Below are 21073 nucleotides of genomic sequence, written 5' to 3'. Positions count from 1 at the left end.
GGTCAAGGGTCTTCGGCGCGTTCGGGGTGGTGGTAGTCGTTCGTGCGCTGCCCGCGGTCTTGCTCCGGCGGCGGTAGCCACTCGGTCCGGCCGTCGGGCAGCTTCCTTGTCCGCCAACCCTTTTCGATCAGCCTGTGATGCGGCGTGCAGGCGAAGGTGAGTGTGTCGGCGTCGGTCAGCCCGCCTGCGGCCCACTCGTCGAGATGGTGCACCTCGCACCAATAACCCGGCGCGTCGCAGCCGGGATGCGTGCAGCCGCGGTCCTTCGCGTACAGGACGATGCGCTGATCCGGCGTGGCGATTCGCCGCGACCGGCCGAGATACAGCGGGCGGCGCGAGTGTTCGTCGAACACGGCCAGATAGTGGTAGGCGTGGCGCGCCATCCGGATCACGTCGCGCATCGGCAGCACCGTTCCACCGCCCGTCACCGCGCGCCCGGTGCCGGACGTCAGCTCCTGCAGCGTGGTGGAGACGATGACAACGGTCGTGGACTTTATACGCTGTTAAGCTTGGCGGATGATTGACGCTTGTATCTACACCCGCCTCAGCCACGACCCCAACAAGTCGGACGACGGCATGACGCCTGGCGGCGGCGAAGGTGCTGGCGTCGCTCGCCAAGAGCAGGACTGCCGCGACTTGGCCAAGCGTGGCCATTTGACCGTGTCGAAGGTGTACTCCGACAACGACATCAGTGCCTACAACGGCGTCGTGCGACCCGGCTTCGAGGCCATGCTTGACGCCATTAAACGAGGTCAGCATGACGTTCTGCTGTGCTGGCACACCGACCGGCTTTATCGCTCTATCAAGGACATGGAGCGCGTGATCGAAGTGTGCGAAGCCGCCGGAGTGCCGGTCCGCACAGTCAACGGTGGCGACCTCGACCTAGGCCATGCGACTGGTAAGGCTGTGGCCCGGATTCTCGGCAGCGTCAGTCGGATGGAGTCCGAGCACAAGGCCGAACGCCAGCGCCGCGCCAACTTGCAGCGCGCCCAGGCAGGCGCATGGTGGTCATCGCACCGTTGTTTCGGCTACACCGAAGCCGGGGAGGTGTGCCAGCCGGAAGCGTCGATGATTCAGCAGGCTGCCGCCGAGGTGCTCGCGGGCGCGTCGTTACGCGCTATCGCGCGGCAGTGGAACGCGTCGGGGGTGACATCCACAAGGGGGGCGGCGTGGAACGCGTCCCGGGTCAAGCGAATGTTGATTAATCCGAGGTATGCCGGTTTGCGCACCTACCACGGCAAGGTGACTGGCGCTGGGGTCTGGCAGGCGATTCTTGATGCCGACACCCATGCTGGGCTGGTGGCGGTGTTGCGTAACCCGTCGCGTGGTGCGGCAGTGTCGTATGAGCGTAAATACATTGGCTCACATCGGTATTTGTGTGGAATATGCAAAGCGCCGCTACAACACACCCAATCAATGCATAGTGATGGGCGCACATACCATCGGTATAAATGCTCCGCGTCGGCGCACCTATCGCGTAGCCAGCCCGAGTTGGATGCCTACGTCGAATCTGTGGTGTTGGCGTATCTGAGTGATGACGCCAAGCTGCGGAAGATTCTGGCCCGCAATAAAAGTGCGGTGGATGTGAACGAGCTGCGCACCCGTCGGGCCGCGTTGGCGGCAAAGAAGGATGGGCTGGCCACGTTGTTCGCTGATGACGTTCTTGATGGTGCTGGGGTGCGTCGGGAGTCGGCGAAACTGTCAGCCAAGATCGCAGGGATTGACAGTGCGCTGGCCGAACAGGCGCTGCGCAACCCGGTCGACGAGTTGCTCAAGGATGGTGTCGACATGCTCGAAACACGTTGGGCGGCATTATCGCCCGATATGAAAGGAAAGGTGATCGATAAGGTCTGCACAGTCGTGGTCAATCCGTCGCCCAAGGGCCGCTACTTCAAGCCGGAGTGCATCGACTTCGTCCAGAAGGGCGGTGCTGCGTTGTGATGACGGTGACCGTCATCTGTGATGATCCGCGTCATGCTCGCGGCAAAGTGGCCACGGTCGCGACGATCACCGTGTACTCCGACGGGCGGTGGCAGATTAACGACCCGCATCGTCGGCGGATATTGCGGGCGGGGCGCAAGGCCAAGCGAGGTCTGGTTCACGACCGGGATGCGTTGGCTGCCGCCGCCTTCGGGACCGAGACCATCCGGTGCAAGCTGTGTGGCCGGGAGCTACCTCGCTATTCCGGTCCCGCGTTGCGGTGCGTCGTTCAGCAGCGTGTAGAAAAAGGCGAGGACACCGTGCATTTAAGCGATTTGGCTGCCATAATTTCTAGGCAAGAGGAGCGGTAGGCGCTCTTTCATCCCGTCACGGCGGGGCGACCGGGCACGGCATATGTCCGGGGGTCACAAATCCCCTCCCAGCAGCAAGGGGGGATGGATCGACCCCTGGGAGCAGTGCCCATGCGTATCTCACCGGAAGCGGCGCGCCTACGCAGCCAGATCGCTGGCCTCAAGCGCGCCGTCCGCAACGGCGAACGAACCGCCGACGACCCTCAACTCATCCAAGCCCAAGACGATCTTCGCGCCGTCATGCTGCGCCAACGCGCCGAAACCATCGTCGCGGAGTGGCAACCGCTCACCGATCAGCAGCGCCAAGACATCGCTGCGATCTTGCTCGCCGGGGCCAACTATGGGGCCGCCTAACGAAAACGGCGGCCCCCGGACACCAATCCGAGGACCCGCCGCCACCATTTTCACCATCACCGACCGCCCACGGCGACCGGCTGCGTTGATCATAAGCCCCGGCGTCGGGGGAGGCACCAAAGGCGGTGGCTGGTGAGCGGGCAACTGGTCGGCGAAGTTCTCGACGCCGCCGAAGCCGGGTACCTCGACGGGCTTTCCGCCAAGGCGTTGTATGCCTTGCTGGCCATCGCCGAACGGTGTCACCACGTCACCAGGCAAGGTGCTGTGCGGCGGGCGCGCATCCAAGCCGCGATCCACGCTGGCAATTCATCGCGGACGGTTGATCGTGCTGTCAGCGAACTCAAGAACGCCGGGCTGGTGAAGGTGGTCAAGCACGGCTATCGGTCGCACGGGGTAGGACATGCGAGTGTCTACGAGCTGCTTTTGCTTCCGCCGCCCAAGACGGCGGAAGCAACTGAAAGTGCTTGCGCCACCCGAGATGGCGAAAGCAAGGACGATGTGCTTCCGCCAATATCGGATGTGCTTCCGCCAAAATCGCGTGTGCTTCCGCCACCCATGGATGGCGAACATGACGGTCCTTATAACGGTTCTTTTGACGGGGGTGCGCGCGCGGGCACGCGGACCGACCGGCCTGACGGCCGTCCCCCTGTCGCCCCCCCCAAAAAAACTTGCACCCAACACCCCAACTGGAACGACTGGCCCTGCGCACGTTGCAAGGCCGACAAGCACGCCTACGGCGCTTGGCTCGACGCCAGCCGACGCCTACTCGCCGAACTCGACGCCCTCGTTGACATCACCCGCGACCCGGAACGGGCCGCCCAAATCCGCGTCGAACGCCGCACCCGCATCGCGGTATTCCAGCGTCTCGGAGAACCCTGGAAATGATGCTTGCACCAGCATCCCGACCGCCGCGATACCGCCACCGCTGAAAACCCAACCCAACGGAACGGAGGTCACGAAATGACCGCTCTCAACAACGACGACGAAGCCGACAACCGGATCACGGACCCGGACCCGACCGAACTTTGGAACCAACTCGGCCGCTGGGCCGACTACAACGGCACCGAGGGATACGTGCCCACCCGCGTCGCCTACCAACTCGGCACCCGCGAAACCTGCCTGCGACTCGTCGACGCCGGGCGGTGCGACGAACAACTCACCGGGTACCGGCTTCTCGGCTGGACACCCAGCCCCGACGCCGCACCGCCGGGGCACCGGTCCCTACTGCGTCGACCAGCAGCGCCAATCGGGTGAGCTAGCCGCCGAAGTCCTCGAAGAAATCACCCGAGCCTTCCCCGTGCTGTGGTCGCTACGCGGCTCCCTGCACACGCTGGGCCAAGATCAGGCGCTACTAGCCGACGAGCAGAACACCTGTCGGCGCAGTCTGGTGCGCGGTCAGCAACTCATCGCCGCCGCCGACGCGTTACTGGCATACGTCGCTGATGGCGAGGTTTGCGAGACCGTCCGCGACATCATCGCCGCAATGCCAATGCCCGATCTCGATTACGAGTGCGAGCCGCACCCGCGCCGGGCGCATTGGCCCGGCACGCCATGACCGCGAACAACCAACCGTCAGAAAGGAATTCACGATGAACGATCGGTTGACTTTTCAACCGATCATGGGCCACGTAAAAAATGATCGGATCAACGCGTGAGACTGCTGACCATCCACCGCCCCCCGGCAGATGACCCCGACGACTTCTGCTGGGCCGTTCCCGGCGAGGTCGCCGTCGGCTGGCCCTACGTGTGCGGTCGGCCCGGCTGCGGCTGCGACCGCGCCGCCACCGGCCTGAGCACCCTTCGCGGTTCGTCCGCCGTGATCGTCGCGGACCTCGATGTCGACTTTGACGACCTGGTCGAAGCCGCGTGCCTCGGCTTGGCCGATATCGAGTGGCCCGCCAGTGATCCCGGCACCTACAGTGTTCGGCGGGTGGCCAGCGACCTGATCGCCGAAGCCGCCGAGGTCGCCGCCCGCTATCCGGTCGGCACCGTGCTCCGACCCGCATTCGACCGCGACCACCAACAATGGACCTACCGGGGAGGCGCAACCGTAATGCCCGACATGACCAATGAAATGCCGCCAGGCACAACGATCCTTACTCCGGCCGAAGGCCAGCCTGTCGAAATTGGTTACGGCTTCATCGCCGAAACCGGCGTCGACATCATTTTTGTGACGGTCCGCGACGCGCGGCATGGCTCCTATGCCGTGGCGCTCACCCCCGCGCTAGCCGCTCACGTGGCCAACACAATTCAGGGCCGCTGCGACAACTTGGCCCGGCTGCGGGCCGCAGAGCAGAATGGAGAGCGTCATGACCAGCAGTGAGCAGCAGCCACAAGAGCAGCCCGAAGTGTCCGCCACGGTGGACGCTTCGCCCGACCCGGCACCCGACCACGCCGAGGTCTCCGTCGACGGCGAGCACGGCGCGGAATCTGGCACCGACCGCCAGGCCGAGAAGTTCCGCAAGCAGCTGCGCGCCGAGCAGGCCGCCCGGAAAGCCGACAACGACCAATCGGCCGAACGCATTACGGCGCTGGAAACCCAGCTTGAGGCCATGCGCCGTGACCAAGTCGGCGCGCTGGCCACCACACTGGGGATCAAGCCGACCGCCTTGTGGGCTTCTGGTGCCCAACTCGACCAACTCCTAGACGAGAACGGCGTGCCCTCCGCCGACAAGGTGCGGGCGGCGGTCGAAAAGGCGCGCACCGATTTGGGTCTTGCCCTCGCCCAGCCCAAGTCGATCAAGTCGATGAGGTCGGGTACCGCCGCCCCGGCCGAACCAGTGAACAGTTGGCGTCAGGCGTTCGCCCCGCGCGAGAAGTAGCCGCCGCGCCCATCGCACAGGCCCCGGCCGGAACATCGCCCACCGGGCAAATCAGGGGCTAAAATGGCCCCGTCACGGGACAGCACGGCCGTAGGCCGGGCACCCCGAAGACGCTATCCCGCTGTAAGCGGGTTACGGCGGGCTACAGCAGCCCGAGCCGCGTAGGCGGCAGCCGTGGACAACTCACATCCCTTCGTGCGGCCAAATTTTCAACGCCGATGATCTGTTCCGGCGGGCCGCAGAACGTGAGTCACTCCCATGGCATTCACAGCAACCACCGTCAACAGTGCTGCCGCTTGGCGGCCCGACGATTACTCATTCGCCCCCTCTGATGTCGTCCCCGAGGCGCTCATCCTGCAATGCTCAACTGTCGCAGGCGAAGTCGAAGGCGACGCCCCATCCATGCACGTCGGATTCGTCACCGACGATGAAGCCGTTTTCAAAGCCGAAGGCGCGGACCTGGACGAAGCCGACCCCGCGCTCTCCGAGGTGCTGGTTCACACCGCGAAATTATCCCAACTGATTAAGCTTTCTAACGAGCAGTGGAACCAGCCGTCTACGACAGACCAACTCGCGCAGTCGGTCAACCGGGCCATCGTCCGCCGCGCAGACATCGCGTTCCTGGCGGAACCGGCCCCCGTAGGTCCCGCCGTCGCACCGATGGCTGGGCTGCTCAACGTCGCCAACATCGTTGACGGCGGCGAAGTTTCAACGAATCTCGACGTCATCAGCGATCTGATCGCCACGCTTGAGGACAACCTTGCCACCCCGACCGCGATCATCGTGGACCCCCTGGGCTGGTCAGAAATGCGCAAGTTGAAGATCGGGACGGGCTACAACTCAACCCTTTTGGGCGCTGGCACGTCCGACGCGCAGCAACTCCTGTACTCACTGCCCGTGTTCGTCAGCCGTGGCATCACCAACTACAGCGGCCTGGTTGTCGACAAGTACGCGATCGTGTCGGCGGTCGGCCCCGTGCGCATCGCCACGTCGGAGCACCGTTACTTCGACAGTGACGGCATTGCCATTCGGGCAACCTGGCGTTTCGGGCATGTCGTGGTCAGGCCGGAACGGTTGGGCAAGTTCACGATCGCCGAACCGGGCAGCTAGCCGAAATGGGCGCGCACCCGGCGGACGACACCCTGACTCACCGCCGGGTGCAGCGTCACCAAAGAGCAAGGCGCACAATCAATTGTCCCGCACCTCCGACCGCACCTACCTGCGTAACCGTGCACGCCTGAAAAGGCAAGGTGACCCCTGCTGGATTTGCGGCCTGCCGATTGACCTGACGTTGAAATGGCCTCACCCGCAATGCTTTACAGCAGACCACGTCACGCCAGTCGGTAAGGGCGGGCACAATCGCGGCGAGGTTAGGCCAGCGCACCGGGCGTGTAATCAAGGTCGGTGCAAGCGTAGGCGTGGTGAGCCGGTGCCGGTCAGTCATGCCCGCGACTGGTGACGATGGGCGGGGTGGGGGAGGACCCCACCGGGCGACCGGCGCGGCAACCCAGGCATTACCGCAATTTTTACCCCCCACGGGCAGATCCACATGGCCATGATGGGGGTCAAACCAAGTCGGATCAATCGTCGGCGGTTCGTAGCGGAGTGGCAGACTGCTTAATCACGCCGTGGCGGCGTAAAACCTTCCGGCCATATCGTCTTATCATCGTAAAGGACCCCGTCCAGTGTGGCATTTTCCAGGTCGGCATCTGTCAGATTCGATCCGCTGAGGTCGGCTCCGCTGAGGTTGGCCCAACCAAGGTCGCAGCCTGTTAGGTTCGCGCTGATTGTGGCGTCGCTGAGGTCGGCGTGTGCGAGCCGGGCGCGCGTTAAGTCTCCTGCGATGAATGCTTGTTGGAGTTGAGCACCTATCAGGGATGCGCGCACCATGTTGCAGCCGACCAACCAGACGCCGCTAAGGTTTGCACGGCTAAGGTACACGCCATCGAAGTTGATATTGAACAGCCCGGAACTATTAGTTAGATCGGCACCGTCCAAGTCGAGTTTGCAAGAACCCCAATCACTTTCATTCGCCGGATCGGAGTGTCTTGGGCGATGCTGCCGGATGATACCGATGATGGTGTTGCGAATCTCCTTGCTATCCGGATCATCGGGTTCTGGCTCCCGACGTAGCTGTGCACACATGAGACTTACGCAGACCTGACGCTCGTCATCATTCCCGAATCGGTGCCAGTCGTCGGCGAGGGCGGCGAGGGCGTATGCACCCGCTAACCGGATTGCGGACTTCCCGCTCAGTTGTTCCGCGATGGTGGTGAATCGTGAGCGCAGTTCCCGCTCACGGTCATCCTGGAGGCGCTGGCTTTCAAGTTTGTGGCGCTCAGTCTCAAGGCTGTGGGTTTGTTCGGCGGTGTCCTGGCGGCGGTATGACACCAGCGCCGCGCCGCCGACACCGATGATGGCCAAGATCGCGGCCGTTGTTTTGGCGGCGTCAAACCAGCCCTGACCGTCGACGTGACCTAGCCATGTCGTCCAAGTGGCGGGCTGGCGACTTAGCAGCCAGGCGAACCACAGAAACAACGCGCCGCCAGCGATGACAACCGTGACGGTGCCAACTAGGACTAGCAACACCAAGCGGATGCGGCCTTGATCGTTTCGCAGGTTCACATGGCCAATTCTCGGACGCAAGCGGCCCTGGGTATGTGATCGGCACACCGTGCTTCGTGCGGAAATCGCGGACGGATGCCACCGCGCGAATAGAGTTGGAACCCCCGAGCCCCGTCCGGCGTCTGACTTTGTGTCTGCCCGGTGCGGCCCAGCGGCCCGGCGGCCCAAAAACTCTCCTAGTGGGCTGCCGAGCGTGCATCGGGTGGCTATAAGCCGTCACTTTGACTTACACCGCAGTCTTCGACCGTCAACGCCATAGTCGATCTTGGCGAAGTCAACGAAAGTCCGCTGCCCAGTCGGGTGGCTCTCCAGCGCCCCTCATAATTCGGGCTGCGGTTATCCCAGTCGGGGTGAGGCGGTAAATGACCTGTTCGTCATTGTCTGGGTCAAGTCGGCGGTCAATCAGGCCCTCTTCAATCAGCTTCTGAGTCGGGGAAGAAGGGGCCGATTCGGCTTCCGGCGATAGGACTTTGAAGGTTGTGCTGTGATCCGGTGCGTTACTCACCATCGAGATGGATGCGATTTCCCCAAGTGCGGCAATGGCCTGTAGCGGAAGGCGTCGCAGGATTTCAGCTACCGGTTCCCCTTCCGCACGCGGCGGATAGCTATTCAACAGCGCCCGCCACTCATTCTGCTCGTCATCTGACGGCTTGGGCACCAACCTAAACCGCGTGAAGGCGGCTGGCGCAGGCAAGTTGAGTGATTCTGCGAGTCGCTGCTGCAGGGCGTTTTCAAGGGCTGTCACACGTGCTTCTGTCTGCTGTAACGCGACTCTTGGGTCTCTGCCTTCTTCTCGCGACACATCTTCGACCGCCGCTGGGACAGCTTTTTGGAGGGCCGCTGTCAGCACCGTGTCGAACTGATCTCGTTGATTCGTCAGTAGTGAACTCGTCGTCGCGCGCATCTCAGAAAGTGCCGTCATAGTTTCGCGGTTCACTTGGGCCGATTGCTGGCCCTGTGCCATCGTGACAATAAGTTGCGCGGCGAACGAAACTACTGCTAGCGCCAGCGCGATAGTCGAAAGCGTGTCGACGTGTTTGACGCTCGTTATTACGGCAAGAGTGCCGAGTGAAGCCAACGTCACGACGCCTAGGATTACGGTTAGGATTCCCCAACCGATGTTCAGTCCGCTTTCTGGGGTTGTTACGTTGATGTTCGCCCCACTGGTCACGAGGCGTGACGGTACCGCCTCGTAGGAGAGCGGTACGGCATGCCGTGCGGCGCGTCGGGATGATTGACAATCTTTGCCGGGCGCGGCAGGACCCTGCGGCCCGTGCCTGTACCAGAAGTCGCCCTTGCAGTGTATAACCTCAACGACGATGACCGTGACAGGTAAACCGTTGTGCGCACCCAGTTGCGGGTTGCCCAGCTGACCGCGTACCAGGGCGTTGATCGCGTCATGCTGACGCTGCGCGTGGCTGCGCGTGTCGCCGCTCGCGGACTCGTCGTTGGGTTCTCCGTCGAGACAAGGCTTTTCGTCGTCTGGATTGCACATGCCGGGGGCGGCGAAGCGCGCGAGCCAGGCGTCGAGGTTGGCCCGCAATTCCGGGGAAGCGACCAGCTTCCCGATGCTCATCCCGTCGGACCGCTGCCCGGCCCAGGTGAAGCCGCGCTGCCGGGCGCGGTCGATGTCGGAGAAGTTCCCGTCGGGATTGATCCGCAGCGCGCACCGGTGCGCGACCTTTTCCAGCTGGTCGGGCCGCAACTGCACCGCCTGGCGGGCCAGGAATCGCTCGGCGGCGTCGACCGTCACGGCGGGTACGGCGTCGGGCAGGTCGCGAAAGAAGGTCTGGATCACGCGCAGGTGCTGCGCGTCGAGCGCTCCGCCGCGCCAGGCCTCGGCGGTGGCGGGCAACTCCGGCGGCAATGGCTGGCCGGTGAGGGTCAGGCGCGGCGTGAGCTGCCTGGCGTCTCGAATCCGCCGGCATGCCTCGCTGTAGCTGATCCGCAGCCAGTCGCCGATGACCTTGTGGACCGGCCCACCCAGGTCCCCGGCATCCTCTGGCGCCAGGCCCGCGATCAGGTCGTGACTCGTCGCAACCTGCTGGCGGCGCGCGGTCTCCATCCGCTCCAGCACCCGCAGCCGGACGGCGGGGCTCAGCGCCCGCAAGTTGAGCGCGCGCACCGACGCGCCGGCCGCGTCCAGCGCGTCGAGCGCCGCGGCCACCTCCTGCGGCACGTCGATCGAACTCATGTTCGAACAATAGGGCGCCCAATCCGGCCCGCGCCACCGCGAACGCGCCGGTTGTGGATAAACACCCGACTGTGGATGAATCGGCCCGGTCTAGGGTGAAGCTCATGCGGGTAGGCGTCTTGGGGGCTAAGGGCAAGGTCGGGTCGGCGATGGTGCGGGGAGTGCAGGCCGCCGAGGATCTCACCCTGTCCGCGGAGGTCGACGCCGGAGATCCGCTCAGCACGTTCACCGACTCCGGCACCGAGGTCGTCATCGACTTCACCCACCCCGACGTGGTGATCGGCAATCTGGAGTTCCTGATCGCCAACGGAATTCACGCCGTCGTCGGCACCACCGGATTCACCGCCGAGCGGCTGGAGCAGGTCGAAAGCTGGCTGGCCAAGAGTCCGAACACGAGCGTCCTCATCGCGCCCAACTTCGCGATCGGCGCCGTGCTGTCAATGCATTTCGCCAAGCAGGCGGCGCGCTTCTTCGATTCGGTGGAGGTGATCGAGCTGCACCACCCGCACAAGGCCGATGCCCCGTCGGGCACCGCCGCCCGCACCGCGAAGCTGATCGCCGAAGCGCGAAAAGGACTGCCGCCCAACCCCGATGCCACCAGCACCGGCCTGCCCGGCGCCCGCGGAGCCGACGTCGACGGCATCCCGGTGCACTCGGTGCGGCTGGCCGGATTGGTCGCCCACCAGGAGATCCTGTTCGGCACCGAGGGGGAGACGCTCACCATCCGCCACGACAGCCTGGACCGCACCTCGTTCGTGCCGGGCGTGCTGTTGGCCGTCCGCCGCGTCAGGGAACACCCGGGCCTCACCGTGGGGCTCGAGCCCCTGCTCGACCTGCGGTGAGCCCGCCGTGAACGCCGCCCTGCGCACCCAGTTGCTCATCGCGTTCCTGTGCGTCGCGATGCTGGTGTACTTCGTGATGCTGGGGCGAATGGCCGTCGCAATGATCGCCTCGGGCCGGGCCGCCGCCGTGGGGCTGGGCCTGGCGGTGTTGATCATGCCCCTGATCGGGCTGTGGGCCATGGTGGCGACGCTGCGGTTCGGGTTCGCCCACCAGAAGCTGGCCAATCTCATTGCGGCCGACGGCATGGAGCTCGACACCAGCGCGCTGCCACGGCGGGCGTCGGGCCGCATCGAGCGTGACGCCGCCGACGCCCTGTTCGCCTCCGTACGCACGGAGGTCGAAGACCACCCCGACGACTGGCGGCGCTGGTACCGGCTGGCCCGCGCCTACGACTACGCCGGGGACCGCCGCCGCGCGCGGGAAGCCATGAAGACGGCGCTCGAACTGCAGGGCCGCCAGTGAGTAAGCCAGTGAGCAAGACGCTGCTGATCGTTCACCACACACCGTCCCCGCACTGCCACGAGATGTTCGAGGCCGTGGTCTCAGGGGCCACCGACCCCGAGATCGAGGGCGTCGAGGTCGTGCGGCGACCGGCGCTGACCGTGTCGCCCGCCGAGATGCTGGCGGCCGACGGATATGTGCTGGGCAGCCCCGCCAACCTGGGCTACATGAGCGGTGCGCTCAAGCACGCGTTCGACTGCGCCTACTATCAGCTGCTCGACTCGACGCGCGGGCGCCCGTTCGGCCTGTACCTGCACGGCAACGAGGGCACCGAAGGCGCCGAGCGCGGCGTCATGTCGATCACCACCGGGCTGGGCTGGGCCAAAGCCGCAGAGACCGTGGTGGTTTCGGGCAAGCCGGACAAGGGCGACCTGCAGGCCTGCTGGGAACTCGGCGCGACGGTGGCCGCCCAGCTGATGGAATGAGCCGTCTAGGTGTGGGTCGGGTTGAACGCCTCGGCCGGTTGGGCCAGGGCCAGCGCCGAGCTGGTGCCGATCGGCCCGTGCCGGTCGAAGAGGGTGGCGGCGCCGGTGGCCACCCCTGCTGCGCCGTAATGGCTTTGCGCCGCCAGCCCCAGGAATTCACCGTCGGGCAGACGGCTGGCGGTGACGGTGTAGTCGGCGTTGATGTAGCGCAAGCCGCCTGTGCCCCAATGGGTCAGCGAACTCGTGATGTCACCGACGAAGGCCAGTCGGGTGAAGGGGGTCAGGGGATAGCCCTGCACCATCGGGCGAAAGATCCTGGTCCACGCGAACTTCTGGGAGTGGGACTGTTCCCACTCGCCGGCCGCGATGCCCGGACTGCCCGCGGCGGTGGCCCCGTAGCCCCAGATAAGAAACGGCATGTCGGCCGGGAAATCTCCGGAATCGGCCGGAAGCGGCGGCATGGCCAGGGGAGCCGACCACACCGCGCCGTCGGGATGTTCGCCTCGGCGCAGGAACAGCGCGCTGGCCCTCGCGACGGTATTGCCGTTCTGCACCAGCGCGCCGTCGACGAGCTTGATCCGCCGGCCTTCCCGCTGCACCGAGGTCCGGATCTGCACCGGCTCGAGCAACGCCGGGCGGAGCAGGTCGACCGTGAGACGGGCCGGCTGGAAGTCGGCCTCGATACCGGATTGCTCTATGCCCCAACCCAACAGACCACCGACGTTCTGGCCACCCATCGCGGCGCCCCACGGTCCCCGGGTCAGCGGGCCCGGCACGTAGGAGTCGCCGTCGACAGTGAAGAACGCCTCGGGCATGATGGCGGAATCGTCGACCGTCACGGCCATCACGATAGGACACCGGATAGTAAGGACCGGGAATGCCTCCAGTGATCGAAATCCCGCGCGCCCACAACCCGTTTCCGACGACAGGCGTGACCCGCGACGCCGACGGCGTCCCACACTACGACGATCTGCCCGCCAGCCTGGTGGACATGCTCGCCGAACAGGTCGAGCAGCGCCCGGACAGTGAGGCGGTGGTTGAGCTTGGCGCCGGCCGATTGACCTACCGCCAGTTGTGGGACCGCGCGGCCCGGGTCGCCGGGGGGCTGCGCGGGGGCGGGCTGCGGGCCGGTGATCGCGTCGCGGTGCGGTACCCCGCCGGCATCGACTGGGTGCTGGCGTTCTGGGGCATCGTGATGGCCGGTGGTGTTGCGGTGGCTGTCAATACGCGCTCGGCGCAACCGGAAGTCGAATTCGTCCTCACCGACTCGGGGGCGACGCTGGACCTGGCGGCGGGCAACCCGCTGCCCGACGGCCAGCCGTATGTGACGGAGCGACTGGGCCGCGCCGACGTGGCCGCGCTGTTCTACACGTCGGGCACCACCGGCCATCCCAAGGGGGTGCCGACGACCCACGAGGCCTTCCTGACCAACACCGAGAACGCGATCCGGTGCCTGGACCAGCCGCGCGACCTGGGCGAAGCGATGCGCACACTCATCTCGGTGCCGCTCTTCCACGTGACGGGCTGCAACTCACAACTGCTGGCCGCCACCCGCCTGGGCGGGGCCTCGGTGATCATGCCCGTCCTCAACCTGGACGAGTTGATCGCCTCGCTGGCCGCCGAGCGCATCTCGGTCATGGTCACCGTCCCGGCCGTCTACGCACTGATGTTGCGGCACAACGGGTTCACCGACGCCGACGTCTCCGGCGTCCGCTGGGTGGGTTACGGGGGCGCCCCGATCGCCCCGTCGCTGGTGCGTTCGGTGCAGGACGCCTTTCCGCGAGCCACGGTGTTCAACGGCTACGGCATGACCGAGTCGGCGTCGCTGATGACCGTGCTGCCGAGCCGGGACGCCGTCGATCACGCCGACTCGGTCGGGTACGCGGTCCCGTCCGTCGACCTCGGCCTGATTTCGTTCGGCGGCGACGAGGAAGGCGTCGGCGAGCTGGTGGTGCGCGGCGCGAACATCACCGCCGGGTACTGGAACCGGCCGGAGGCGACCGCGGCAACCATCGCGGACGGCTGGCTGCACACCGGCGACGTCGTGCGCGTCGACGAGGCGGGCCGGGTGCACATCGTCGACCGGCTCAAGGACATCATCAACCGCGGGGGTGAAAACGTCTCGAGCGTCGAGGTGGAGGCCGTGCTGCTGGCCGCGCCTCACGTCGCGGACGCGTGCGTGCTGGCGGTTCCCGACGACGTCATGGGCGAGAAGGTGGGCGCGGTGTTGTTCGGCGGTTCGGACGAGATCGACGTGCCGGCGGTGCTCGACCACTGCCGCGAGCAGCTCGCCGATTTCAAAGTGCCCCAGTACGTCACCGTGGTCGACAGCGCGCTGCCGCGCAACGCCGGCGGCAAACTGCTCAAGGGCAAGCTCCGCGAGCAGGTTCGGTGGGGGGATCCGCTGCGATGAGCGGGACGGTGCTGGTCGCCAACCGCGGCGAAATCGCGCTCCGAATCGTCCGCACCGCAACAGAATTAGCGATGCGATCGGTCGCGGTTTACGCCGAGGACGACGCCGAGAGCCCGCACGTGCACGCGGCCGACGAAGCGATCGGCCTGCCCGGCGCGGGGCCACGCGCCTACCTGGACCAGCCCGCCGTGCTGGCCGCGGCGAAAAGCTGCGGCGCCGAGCTCATCCACCCGGGCTACGGATTCCTCAGCGAGAACGCAGAATTCGCCCGGGCCTGCGCCGGCGCCGGGCACACCTTCGTCGGACCGGACGCCGACGTGCTCGAACTCGTGGGCAACAAGTCCGCCGCCCGCGGCGCCGCCGTCGCGGCCGGGGTGCCGGTGTTGCCCGCCACGGACGGACCGAGCAGCATCGCGGACATCGAGGCGTTCTTCGCCGCGCAGGGCGGCGCCGTCATGATCAAGGCGCTCGCCGGAGGGGGTGGCCGGGGGATGCGCACGGTGCGCAGCGCCGAGGAGATCGCCGCCGCGTACCAACAATGCGCCGCGGAGGCGCAACTGGGCTTCGGAGATCCGGCGCTGTTCGCCGAGGCGCGCCTCGACGGCGCGCGGCACATCGAGGTGCAGGTGGTCGCTGCGCCCGCGGGACACCAGACGCGCGCGCTCGCGCTCGGCGACCGTGACTGCAGCATCCAGCGGCGTTATCAGAAACTCGTCGAAATCGCACCCGCCCAAGGGCTTTCCGAGGCGCTGCGGCATGACCTGCACCGGGCGGCGGTCCGGTTGTGCGCGCGGGTCGGGCTGCGCGGGCTGGCCACGGTCGAATTCCTGGTGGCCGGTGAGGAGTTCGTGTTCCTCGAGGTCAACCCGAGGATTCAGGTCGAGCACACCGTCACCGAGGAAACGACCGGGTTCGACCTGGTGGCCGTCCAGCTGGCGATCGCCGGGGGCGCCTCCTTCTACCAGCTCGGGCTCCCTGCCGGCATCGCCTCCGACGGCAACGAAGTCATGGGCGAGCCCGCCGCGCACCGTGGCATCGCCATTCAGGCGAGGGTGAACATGGAGACCTTCGCCCCGGACTTGTCGGTTGTGCCCGCGGCCGGCACCCTCACCGTGTTCTCGCCGCCGAGCGGCCCCGGAATCCGCGTCGACACCTACGGCCGGGCCGGACTGGTCGTCAGCCCGCACTACGACTCACTGCTGGCGAAGGTCGTCGCTCACGTACACGGGTCGTCGCCGCAGGCGGCGCTGCGCAAGGCCCGCACCGCCCTGGCGGAGTTCGGCATCGAGGGCGTCCGTACCAACATCGACTTCCTGCGCGAGCTGCTGTCCCAACCGCAAATCGAATCCGGTTGGGTGAGCACGGGTTTCCTCGACGAGAAGCTGCCCGAGCTCGCCGCGGCCGCGGCGACGCACCGGCACGCGGATCCCGTCGTGCCGGTCGAGCTGTATCCCGGTGAGGACGTGCTGCGCGCGCAGCTGGCGGGCACCGTGGTCGAGGTGGCGCCCGAGTGCGCCGACTTCGGTGCGGGCAGTCAGCTCGTCGTCCTCGAATCGATGAAGATGCAGCACGTGCTCACCGCCCCCGACGCGCTGCGAACCGTCCGCGTTCTGGTAACGCCCGGGCAGGTGGTCGGAACCGGCGACCCGTTGCTGGTCTTCACCCGCACCGGCGACGGCGCCGGCGGCGACTCCGCCGCCGACGCAACGGATCTCGATCGGCCGCGAGCCGACCTCGACGAGGTGCGCCGACGGCATCTGTTCACTCTCGACGAGGGCCGCGAGGCCGCGGTTGCCAAGCGGCACAAGCAGGGCCGTCGTACCGCGCGGGAGAACATCGCCGACCTGATCGACCCCGGCAGCTTCATCGAATACGGCGCGCTGGCCATCGCCGCACAGCGCAGCCGCCGCTCCGAAGAAGACCTGATCGCCAACACGCCGGCCGACGGCCTGGTCGCCGGGCTGGCCACGATCGGCGCCGCCCGCTTCGGGCGGGCGGCGGCCGAGGCGGTCGTAGTGTCCTACGACTACACCGTGCTGGCCGGCACGCAAGGCATGCGCAACCACGCCAAGACCGACCGCGCGTTCGACCTGGCCGTCCGAAAACGCTTGCCGGTGGTGCTCTTCGCGGAGGGCGGCGGCGGCCGCCCGGGGGACACCGACGTGGGTGGCGCCGCCGGGCTGGACGTGCCGACCTTCCGGATGCTGGCCGGGCTGAGCGGTCGGGTGCCGTTGATCTCGATCGTGTCGGGCAGGTGCTTCGCCGGGAACGCCGCGCTGGCCGGGGTCTGCGACGTGATCATCGCGACCCCGGACGCCAACATCGGGATGGGCGGGCCCGCCATGATCGAGGGCGGCGGTCTCGGTGTATATCCGCCGGAGGCGATCGGCCCGATCGGTGTCCAGCGCCGCAACGGCGTCGTCAGCCTGGTCGCCCGCGACGAGGCGCACGCGGTGTCGCTGGCCAAGCAGTATCTGTCGTATTTCCAGGGCGGCGTGGACGATTGGGCGGCTCCGGACCCGCGGCTGTCTCGGCATGTGGTGCCGCAGAACCGGCTACGCGCCTATGACGTTCATCGGGCGATCGAGGCGATCGTCGATACCGGCTCGGTGCTGGAGCTGCGGCCCGACTACGGCGTCGGCATAGTCACCGCGCTGGTCCGCGTCGAGGGCGCGGCGTACGGGCTGATCGCGAACAGCACGCATCACCTCGGCGGCGCCATCGATGCCGAGGCCGCCGACAAGGCCGGCGACTTCCTTGCGCTGTGCGAATCGTTTCGGCTGCCGCTGATTTCGCTGTGCGACACCCCGGGCTTCATGGTCGGGCCCGACGCGGAGAAGGACGCGGCGGTCCGGCGATTCGGGCGGATGTTCATCCTCGGCGCGCGGCTGACCGTGCCGGTCGGGATGATCATCCTGCGCAAGGGATACGGGCTGGGCGCGATGGCGATGGCCGGGGGGTCCTTCCGGGCGCCCCAATTCACCGTCGCCTGGCCGACCGGCGAGATCGGCGGGATGGGACTGGAGGGCGCTGTGCGCCTCGGGTTCAGCAAGGAGCTGGCCGCCGAGGGCGACCCCGCCAAGCGTCAGGAACTATTCGACAAGCTGGTCGCCGCGGCCTACGACCACGGCAAGGCGCTGCGGGCGGCCACCACGTTCGAACTCGACGACGTCATCGACCCCGCGGACTCCCGGGCCTGGATTGTGAGGCTCCGGGAGCCGCGGAGATCGCGGTGACCGAACCGATCAGGCGTGGCCGCCGCCGCAGCCGACGCCGGGCAGGCAACCCTGCCCGCCCGGAATGCCGCCGGGCCCCGCGTTCTGGCCGCCCGAGCCGCAGCCGACGCCCGGGACGCAGCCCTGACCGCCGGGACCGCCGCCGGGGCCCTGGTTCTGTCCGCCGGAGCCACAGTTGCCGTTGCCGTCGCAACCGCCGCCGCCCGGGTCATCCTTGATGACCACGTGGGAGGGCGCCGCGGACGGTGCGGGTGCCGAAGCGGGGGAATCGGTCATGGCGATCGGCGCAACGGCGATCGCGGCGGCCGCAGCCCCGCCCATCACCAGTCTTTTCGTAAGGGTTAATTTCGAGAACATGCGGGTCGCATACCACCGACCCACACGTGTAAAACATCCATGTAGCGAACGGGAAACCGTTGGCTTTCGCGCGACGGAAGGCGCACCACGATGACCTCACAGGACCTGACCGGCCGGACCGCGATCATCACCGGCGCCTCGCGCGGGATCGGGCTCGCGATCGCCCAGCAGCTCGCCGGGGCCGGAGCCAACGTGGTGCTAACCGCCCGCAAGCAGGAGGCGGCCGACGAGGCGGCCGCACAGGTGGACGGCAACGCCCTGGGGGTCGGCGCGCACGCCGTCGACGAGGACGCCGCCCGGCGCTGCGTCGACCTGACCTGCGAGCGTTTCGGCGGCGTCGACATTCTGATCAACAACGCGGGCACCAACCCGGCGTACGGGCCGCTGATCGACCAGGACCACGCCCGATTCACCAAGATCTTCGACGTGAACCTCTGGGCCCCGCTGCTGTGGACCTCGCTGGTCGTCAAGGCCTGGATGGGTGAGCACGGCGGCGCGATCGTCAACACTGCCTCCATCGGCGGCCTGCACCAATCGCCCGCCATGGGCTTGTACAACGCCACCAAGGCCGCACTGATCCACGTCACCAAGCAACTGGCGCTGGAACTTTCGCCCCGAATCCGCGTCAACGCCATTGCCCCCGGGGTGGTGCGCACCCGGTTGGCCGAGGCGTTGTGGAAGGACCACGAGGATCCGCTGGCATCCTCGATAGCGCTCGGACGCATCGGCGAGCCCGTCGACGTGGCAGGCGCCGTGGCCTTCCTGGTCTCGGACGCCGCGAGCTGGATCACCGGCGAGACCATGGTGATCGACGGCGGGCTGCTACTCGGCGCCGCACAAGGCTTTCAAACTCGGCCGCAGGGCTAGCCATGACCACCGAAGACCTGGCGGTGGATCTCAAGGCGCGGGTGCAGGCGCTGCTCGACGAGCACGACCCGGCCACCACCGACCCGCGGGAATTCCTTGGCGCGCAGTACGACGCCGGCCTGGCCTGGGTGCACCTGCCGCGCGGCTTCGGCGGGCTGGACCTGCCGCGCAAGGCCCAGGAACTCGTCGACGCGCAACTGGCCGCCGCGGGCGCGCCGGTGGGCGGCACCGTCAAGAACTTCATCGGCATGGGCATGGCGGCGCCCACCATCGCGGCGTTCGGCACCGACGAACAGAAGCGAAAGTTCCTGCGCCCCTTGTTCACCGGTGAACAGGTCTATTGCCAATTGTTCAGCGAGCCCGGCGCGGGCTCGGATCTGGCCGGGTTGGCCACCCGCGCGGTCCGCGAGGGTGAAGACTGGATCGTCAACGGGCAGAAGGTGTGGACGTCGATGGCGCAGCACGCGCAGATGGCCATCCTGGTCGCCCGCACCGACCCGACGGTGCCCAAGCACGCGGGCCTGACGTACTTCCTGTGCGACATGACGCAGCCCGGCGTCGAAGTGCGGCCGCTGCGGCAGATCACCGGCGAGGCGGAGTTCAACGAGGTGTTCCTCACCGACGTGCGGGTGCCCGACTCCAACCGGCTCGGCCCGGTCGGCGGCGGCTGGCGCGTCGCGACCACCACGCTCAACAACGAGCGCGTCGCGATCGGTACCCGCGCCGGGACACCGCGCGAGGGCGGGATCATCGGGAAGGTCACCAAGGCGTGGCGGGACGAGCCCGGGCTGCGCAATCCCGCGATGCACGACGAGCTGATGAAGCTGTGGGTCGACGCGGAGGTCCTGCGGCTGGCCGGCGAGCGCCTGCGGCAGCAGGCCCAAGCCGGTCAGCCCGGTCCCGAAGGCGCCGGCATGAAGGTGGCCTTCGCCAGATTGGCGCAAGCGATTTCGGGGTTCGACATCGAGCTGCACGCCGAGGCGGGGCTGCAGTACGACGACTGGACCATGCGCAGGACCGAAGTCGTCGACCTGGTCGGTCGGGAGCCCGGGTACCGCTACCTGCGCGCCCGCGGCAACTCGATCGAGGGTGGCACCTCGGAGATCCTGCGCAACACCATTTCCGAGCGCATCCTCGGGCTGCCGGGTGAGCACCGCGTCGACAAAGACGTCGCCTGGAAGGACCTGCCGCGATGAGCGACCTGTTGTACTCCGAAACCGAGGACGCCCTGCGCGACAGCGTTCGGCGCCTGTTCGCCGACCGCTGCCCGCCCGAAGCGGTCGCACGCGCCTATGACCCTACGCCACAAGACTTTTCGGGCCTGTGGCGGACGCTGGCCGCCGAGTTGGGCGTCGCCGGCCTGTTGGTCCCGGAGTCACTCGGCGGCGCGGGCGCGGGGGCCCGCGAGGCCGCGGTCGTGATGGAGGAGATCGGCCGGGCCGTCGCGCCGGTGCCGTTCTTGTCCAGCGCGGTGCTGGCCACGGTCGCGCTGTTGCGCGCCGGCGATACCGAGACCGTGTCGGCGCTGGCGCGGGGTGAGCTGACCGCCGCGTTGGCGGTGCCGCTGTCGACCGCGCCCGGCGATCCGATCGGACTCGTCCCCGGCGGCGCGGACGGGCTGAGCGGATCGGTCACGAGCGTCGCCGGCGCCGCCGAGGCCGACGTGCTGGTGGTGCCGGTCGCGGGCCCGGATGGGCCCGAGCTGCACACCGTCTCGCGCACCGCGGCGGGGGTGGAAGTTTCGCCCCTGTTGGCGTTGGACATGACGAGACCCCTTGCCGACCTCAGCTTTTCGGCGGCAAAGTCGTCACGCGTCGGCCCTGCGGACGGGCCGATCGACGCGGCTCTGCGCACGGGGGCGGCGCTGCTTGCGTCCGAGCAACTCGGAGTCGCCCAGTGGTGTTTCGAAACCACGCTGGATTATGCCAAGCAGCGCAAGCAGTTTGGTCGCGCAATCGGCTCCTACCAGGCGATCAAGCACCGGCTCGCCGATCTGTGGTTCGAGGTCAGCGCCGCGACGGCGGCGGCCCGCCACGCCGCCGACACGTGTGCCCGCGCCGACGAAGACGCCGCCGTCGCCGCGGCGCTTGCCCAGGCGTATTGCAGCGGCGTCGCCGTGCACGCCGCCGAGGAATGCGTCCAGCT

The 21073-nt window shown here is 67.2% G+C and carries 20 protein-coding genes and 2 pseudogenes; 17 read left to right on the top strand and 5 right to left on the bottom strand.

Features of this window, described 5'->3' with window-relative positions:
• Positions 1-2: 2 nt before the first annotated feature.
• Positions 3-479: pseudogene (locus A5701_RS08290) on the bottom strand (DUF222 domain-containing protein); the annotation flags it as partial.
• 37 nt (positions 480-516) lie between these two features.
• On the opposite strand from A5701_RS08290, the gene A5701_RS08285 reads away from it, so the two are divergent.
• The 9 genes from A5701_RS08285 (at position 517) to A5701_RS08245 (ending at position 6577) form a co-directional block, all read left to right on the top strand.
• Entirely contained in the window at positions 517-1941 is a 1425-nt protein-coding gene (locus A5701_RS08285; RefSeq protein WP_156669991.1) for a recombinase family protein, read from the top strand.
• Positions 1938-2291: a hypothetical protein gene (locus A5701_RS08280; protein ID WP_156669990.1), complete on the top strand. Its 354-nt coding sequence runs from the start codon at positions 1938-1940 to the stop codon at positions 2289-2291. Before A5701_RS08285 ends, A5701_RS08280 begins: the two co-directional genes overlap by 4 nt.
• A 111-nt stretch (positions 2292-2402) precedes the next feature.
• Positions 2403-2645: a hypothetical protein gene (locus tag A5701_RS08275; RefSeq protein ID WP_067750869.1), complete on the top strand. Its 243-nt coding sequence runs from the start codon at positions 2403-2405 to the stop codon at positions 2643-2645.
• Between the two features lie 132 nt (positions 2646-2777).
• Positions 2778-3530, top strand: coding sequence for a hypothetical protein (locus A5701_RS28035; protein ID WP_156669989.1), 753 nt, complete (start codon positions 2778-2780; stop codon positions 3528-3530).
• Between the two features lie 75 nt (positions 3531-3605).
• Positions 3606-3899 carry a hypothetical protein gene (locus tag A5701_RS08265; RefSeq protein WP_067750858.1) on the top strand — a complete coding sequence of 98 codons (294 nt, stop codon included), beginning with the start codon at positions 3606-3608 and terminating at the stop codon, positions 3897-3899.
• A 43-nt stretch (positions 3900-3942) separates the two neighbouring features.
• Complete coding sequence (locus A5701_RS08260; protein ID WP_067750852.1) at positions 3943-4200, top strand: hypothetical protein; 258 nt, start codon at positions 3943-3945, stop codon at positions 4198-4200.
• 96 nt (positions 4201-4296) lie between these two features.
• Complete coding sequence (locus A5701_RS08255; RefSeq protein ID WP_067750847.1) at positions 4297-4968, top strand: hypothetical protein; 672 nt, start codon at positions 4297-4299, stop codon at positions 4966-4968.
• Complete coding sequence (locus A5701_RS08250; protein WP_156669988.1) at positions 4955-5467, top strand: hypothetical protein; 513 nt, start codon at positions 4955-4957, stop codon at positions 5465-5467. Before A5701_RS08255 ends, A5701_RS08250 begins: the two co-directional genes overlap by 14 nt.
• Before the next feature lie 258 nt (positions 5468-5725).
• On the top strand, positions 5726-6577 hold the full coding sequence (locus A5701_RS08245) for a phage major capsid protein (protein WP_067750839.1): 852 nt from the start codon (positions 5726-5728) through the stop codon (positions 6575-6577).
• Positions 6578-7084: 507 nt separating this feature from the next.
• On the opposite strand, the gene A5701_RS08240 is transcribed toward A5701_RS08245, so the two are convergent.
• Both A5701_RS08240 and A5701_RS08235 read right to left on the bottom strand, forming a co-directional pair.
• Positions 7085-8092 (bottom strand): pentapeptide repeat-containing protein, encoded by a 1008-nt coding sequence (locus A5701_RS08240; RefSeq protein WP_067750838.1) that lies wholly within the window; start codon positions 8090-8092, stop codon positions 7085-7087.
• Between the two features lie 1315 nt (positions 8093-9407).
• A pseudogene (locus tag A5701_RS08235) lies at positions 9408-10286 on the bottom strand (13E12 repeat family protein); the annotation flags it as partial.
• Between the two features lie 104 nt (positions 10287-10390).
• On the opposite strand from A5701_RS08235, the gene dapB reads away from it, so the two are divergent.
• The 3 genes from dapB (at position 10391) to A5701_RS08220 (ending at position 12055) form a co-directional block, all read left to right on the top strand.
• Positions 10391-11128 carry a 4-hydroxy-tetrahydrodipicolinate reductase gene (gene dapB / locus A5701_RS08230; protein WP_067750947.1) on the top strand — a complete coding sequence of 246 codons (738 nt, stop codon included), beginning with the start codon at positions 10391-10393 and terminating at the stop codon, positions 11126-11128.
• A gap of 58 nt (positions 11129-11186) precedes the next feature.
• Positions 11187-11591 (top strand): hypothetical protein, encoded by a 405-nt coding sequence (locus tag A5701_RS08225; protein ID WP_156669993.1) that lies wholly within the window; start codon positions 11187-11189, stop codon positions 11589-11591.
• 62 nt (positions 11592-11653) lie between these two features.
• Positions 11654-12055: a flavodoxin family protein gene (locus tag A5701_RS08220; RefSeq protein ID WP_197498962.1), complete on the top strand. Its 402-nt coding sequence runs from the start codon at positions 11654-11656 to the stop codon at positions 12053-12055.
• 5 nt (positions 12056-12060) lie between these two features.
• Here the strand turns inward: A5701_RS08220 and A5701_RS08215 are convergent, their stop codons facing one another.
• A complete protein-coding gene (locus tag A5701_RS08215) occupies positions 12061-12894 on the bottom strand; it encodes an acyl-CoA thioesterase domain-containing protein (protein ID WP_197504939.1) in 834 nt (277 codons plus the stop codon).
• Between the two features lie 38 nt (positions 12895-12932).
• Here A5701_RS08215 and A5701_RS08210 point away from each other — a divergent pair, with 38 nt between their 5' ends.
• Both A5701_RS08210 and A5701_RS08205 read left to right on the top strand, forming a co-directional pair.
• On the top strand, positions 12933-14468 hold the full coding sequence (locus A5701_RS08210; protein ID WP_197504938.1) for a class I adenylate-forming enzyme family protein: 1536 nt from the start codon (positions 12933-12935) through the stop codon (positions 14466-14468).
• Positions 14465-17704: a carboxyl transferase domain-containing protein gene (locus tag A5701_RS08205; RefSeq protein WP_067750814.1), complete on the top strand. Its 3240-nt coding sequence runs from the start codon at positions 14465-14467 to the stop codon at positions 17702-17704. Before A5701_RS08210 ends, A5701_RS08205 begins: the two co-directional genes overlap by 4 nt.
• Before the next feature lie 9 nt (positions 17705-17713).
• Here the strand turns inward: A5701_RS08205 and A5701_RS08200 are convergent, their stop codons facing one another.
• Positions 17714-18061: a PE-PGRS family protein gene (locus A5701_RS08200; RefSeq protein WP_067750810.1), complete on the bottom strand. Its 348-nt coding sequence runs from the start codon at positions 18059-18061 to the stop codon at positions 17714-17716.
• 90 nt (positions 18062-18151) lie between these two features.
• Here A5701_RS08200 and A5701_RS08195 point away from each other — a divergent pair, with 90 nt between their 5' ends.
• The 3 genes from A5701_RS08195 to A5701_RS08185 all read left to right on the top strand — a co-directional run.
• On the top strand, positions 18152-18928 hold the full coding sequence (locus A5701_RS08195; protein WP_067750805.1) for an SDR family oxidoreductase: 777 nt from the start codon (positions 18152-18154) through the stop codon (positions 18926-18928).
• A gap of 2 nt (positions 18929-18930) precedes the next feature.
• Positions 18931-20124 carry an acyl-CoA dehydrogenase family protein gene (locus A5701_RS08190; RefSeq protein WP_067750799.1) on the top strand — a complete coding sequence of 398 codons (1194 nt, stop codon included), beginning with the start codon at positions 18931-18933 and terminating at the stop codon, positions 20122-20124.
• A partial coding sequence (locus tag A5701_RS08185; protein ID WP_067750793.1) for an acyl-CoA dehydrogenase family protein occupies positions 20121-21073 on the top strand: 953 nt, incomplete at its 3' end. The genes A5701_RS08190 and A5701_RS08185, both read left to right, overlap by 4 nt.

The organism is Mycobacterium sp. E3305 (assembly GCF_001666785.1).
GTDB lineage: Bacteria > Actinomycetota > Actinomycetes > Mycobacteriales > Mycobacteriaceae > Mycobacterium.
Note: the sequence above shows the minus strand (reverse complement) of the source record. Positions and strands in the feature narration are given on the sequence as shown.

What these genes read in the sequence shown, in the direction of transcription:
- dapB (WP_067750947.1), top strand. Translation starts at nt 10,391, where the DNA reads ATGCGGGTAGGCGTCTTGGGGGCTAAGGGCAAGGTCGGGTCGGCGATG.
- A5701_RS08225 (WP_156669993.1), top strand. Translation starts at nt 11,187, where the DNA reads ATGCTGGTGTACTTCGTGATGCTGGGGCGAATGGCCGTCGCAATGATC.
- A5701_RS08245 (WP_067750839.1), top strand. Translation starts at nt 5,726, where the DNA reads ATGGCATTCACAGCAACCACCGTCAACAGTGCTGCCGCTTGGCGGCCC.
- A5701_RS08210 (WP_197504938.1), top strand. Translation starts at nt 12,933, where the DNA reads ATGCCTCCAGTGATCGAAATCCCGCGCGCCCACAACCCGTTTCCGACG.
- A5701_RS08275 (WP_067750869.1), top strand. Translation starts at nt 2,403, where the DNA reads ATGCGTATCTCACCGGAAGCGGCGCGCCTACGCAGCCAGATCGCTGGC.
- A5701_RS08265 (WP_067750858.1), top strand. Translation starts at nt 3,606, where the DNA reads ATGACCGCTCTCAACAACGACGACGAAGCCGACAACCGGATCACGGAC.
- A5701_RS08200 (WP_067750810.1), bottom strand. Translation starts at nt 18,061, where the DNA reads ATGTTCTCGAAATTAACCCTTACGAAAAGACTGGTGATGGGCGGGGCT.
- A5701_RS08205 (WP_067750814.1), top strand. Translation starts at nt 14,465, where the DNA reads ATGAGCGGGACGGTGCTGGTCGCCAACCGCGGCGAAATCGCGCTCCGA.
- A5701_RS08190 (WP_067750799.1), top strand. Translation starts at nt 18,931, where the DNA reads ATGACCACCGAAGACCTGGCGGTGGATCTCAAGGCGCGGGTGCAGGCG.
- A5701_RS08195 (WP_067750805.1), top strand. Translation starts at nt 18,152, where the DNA reads ATGACCTCACAGGACCTGACCGGCCGGACCGCGATCATCACCGGCGCC.
- A5701_RS08250 (WP_156669988.1), top strand. Translation starts at nt 4,955, where the DNA reads ATGACCAGCAGTGAGCAGCAGCCACAAGAGCAGCCCGAAGTGTCCGCC.
- A5701_RS08220 (WP_197498962.1), top strand. Translation starts at nt 11,654, where the DNA reads ATGTTCGAGGCCGTGGTCTCAGGGGCCACCGACCCCGAGATCGAGGGC.
- A5701_RS08285 (WP_156669991.1), top strand. Translation starts at nt 517, where the DNA reads ATGATTGACGCTTGTATCTACACCCGCCTCAGCCACGACCCCAACAAG.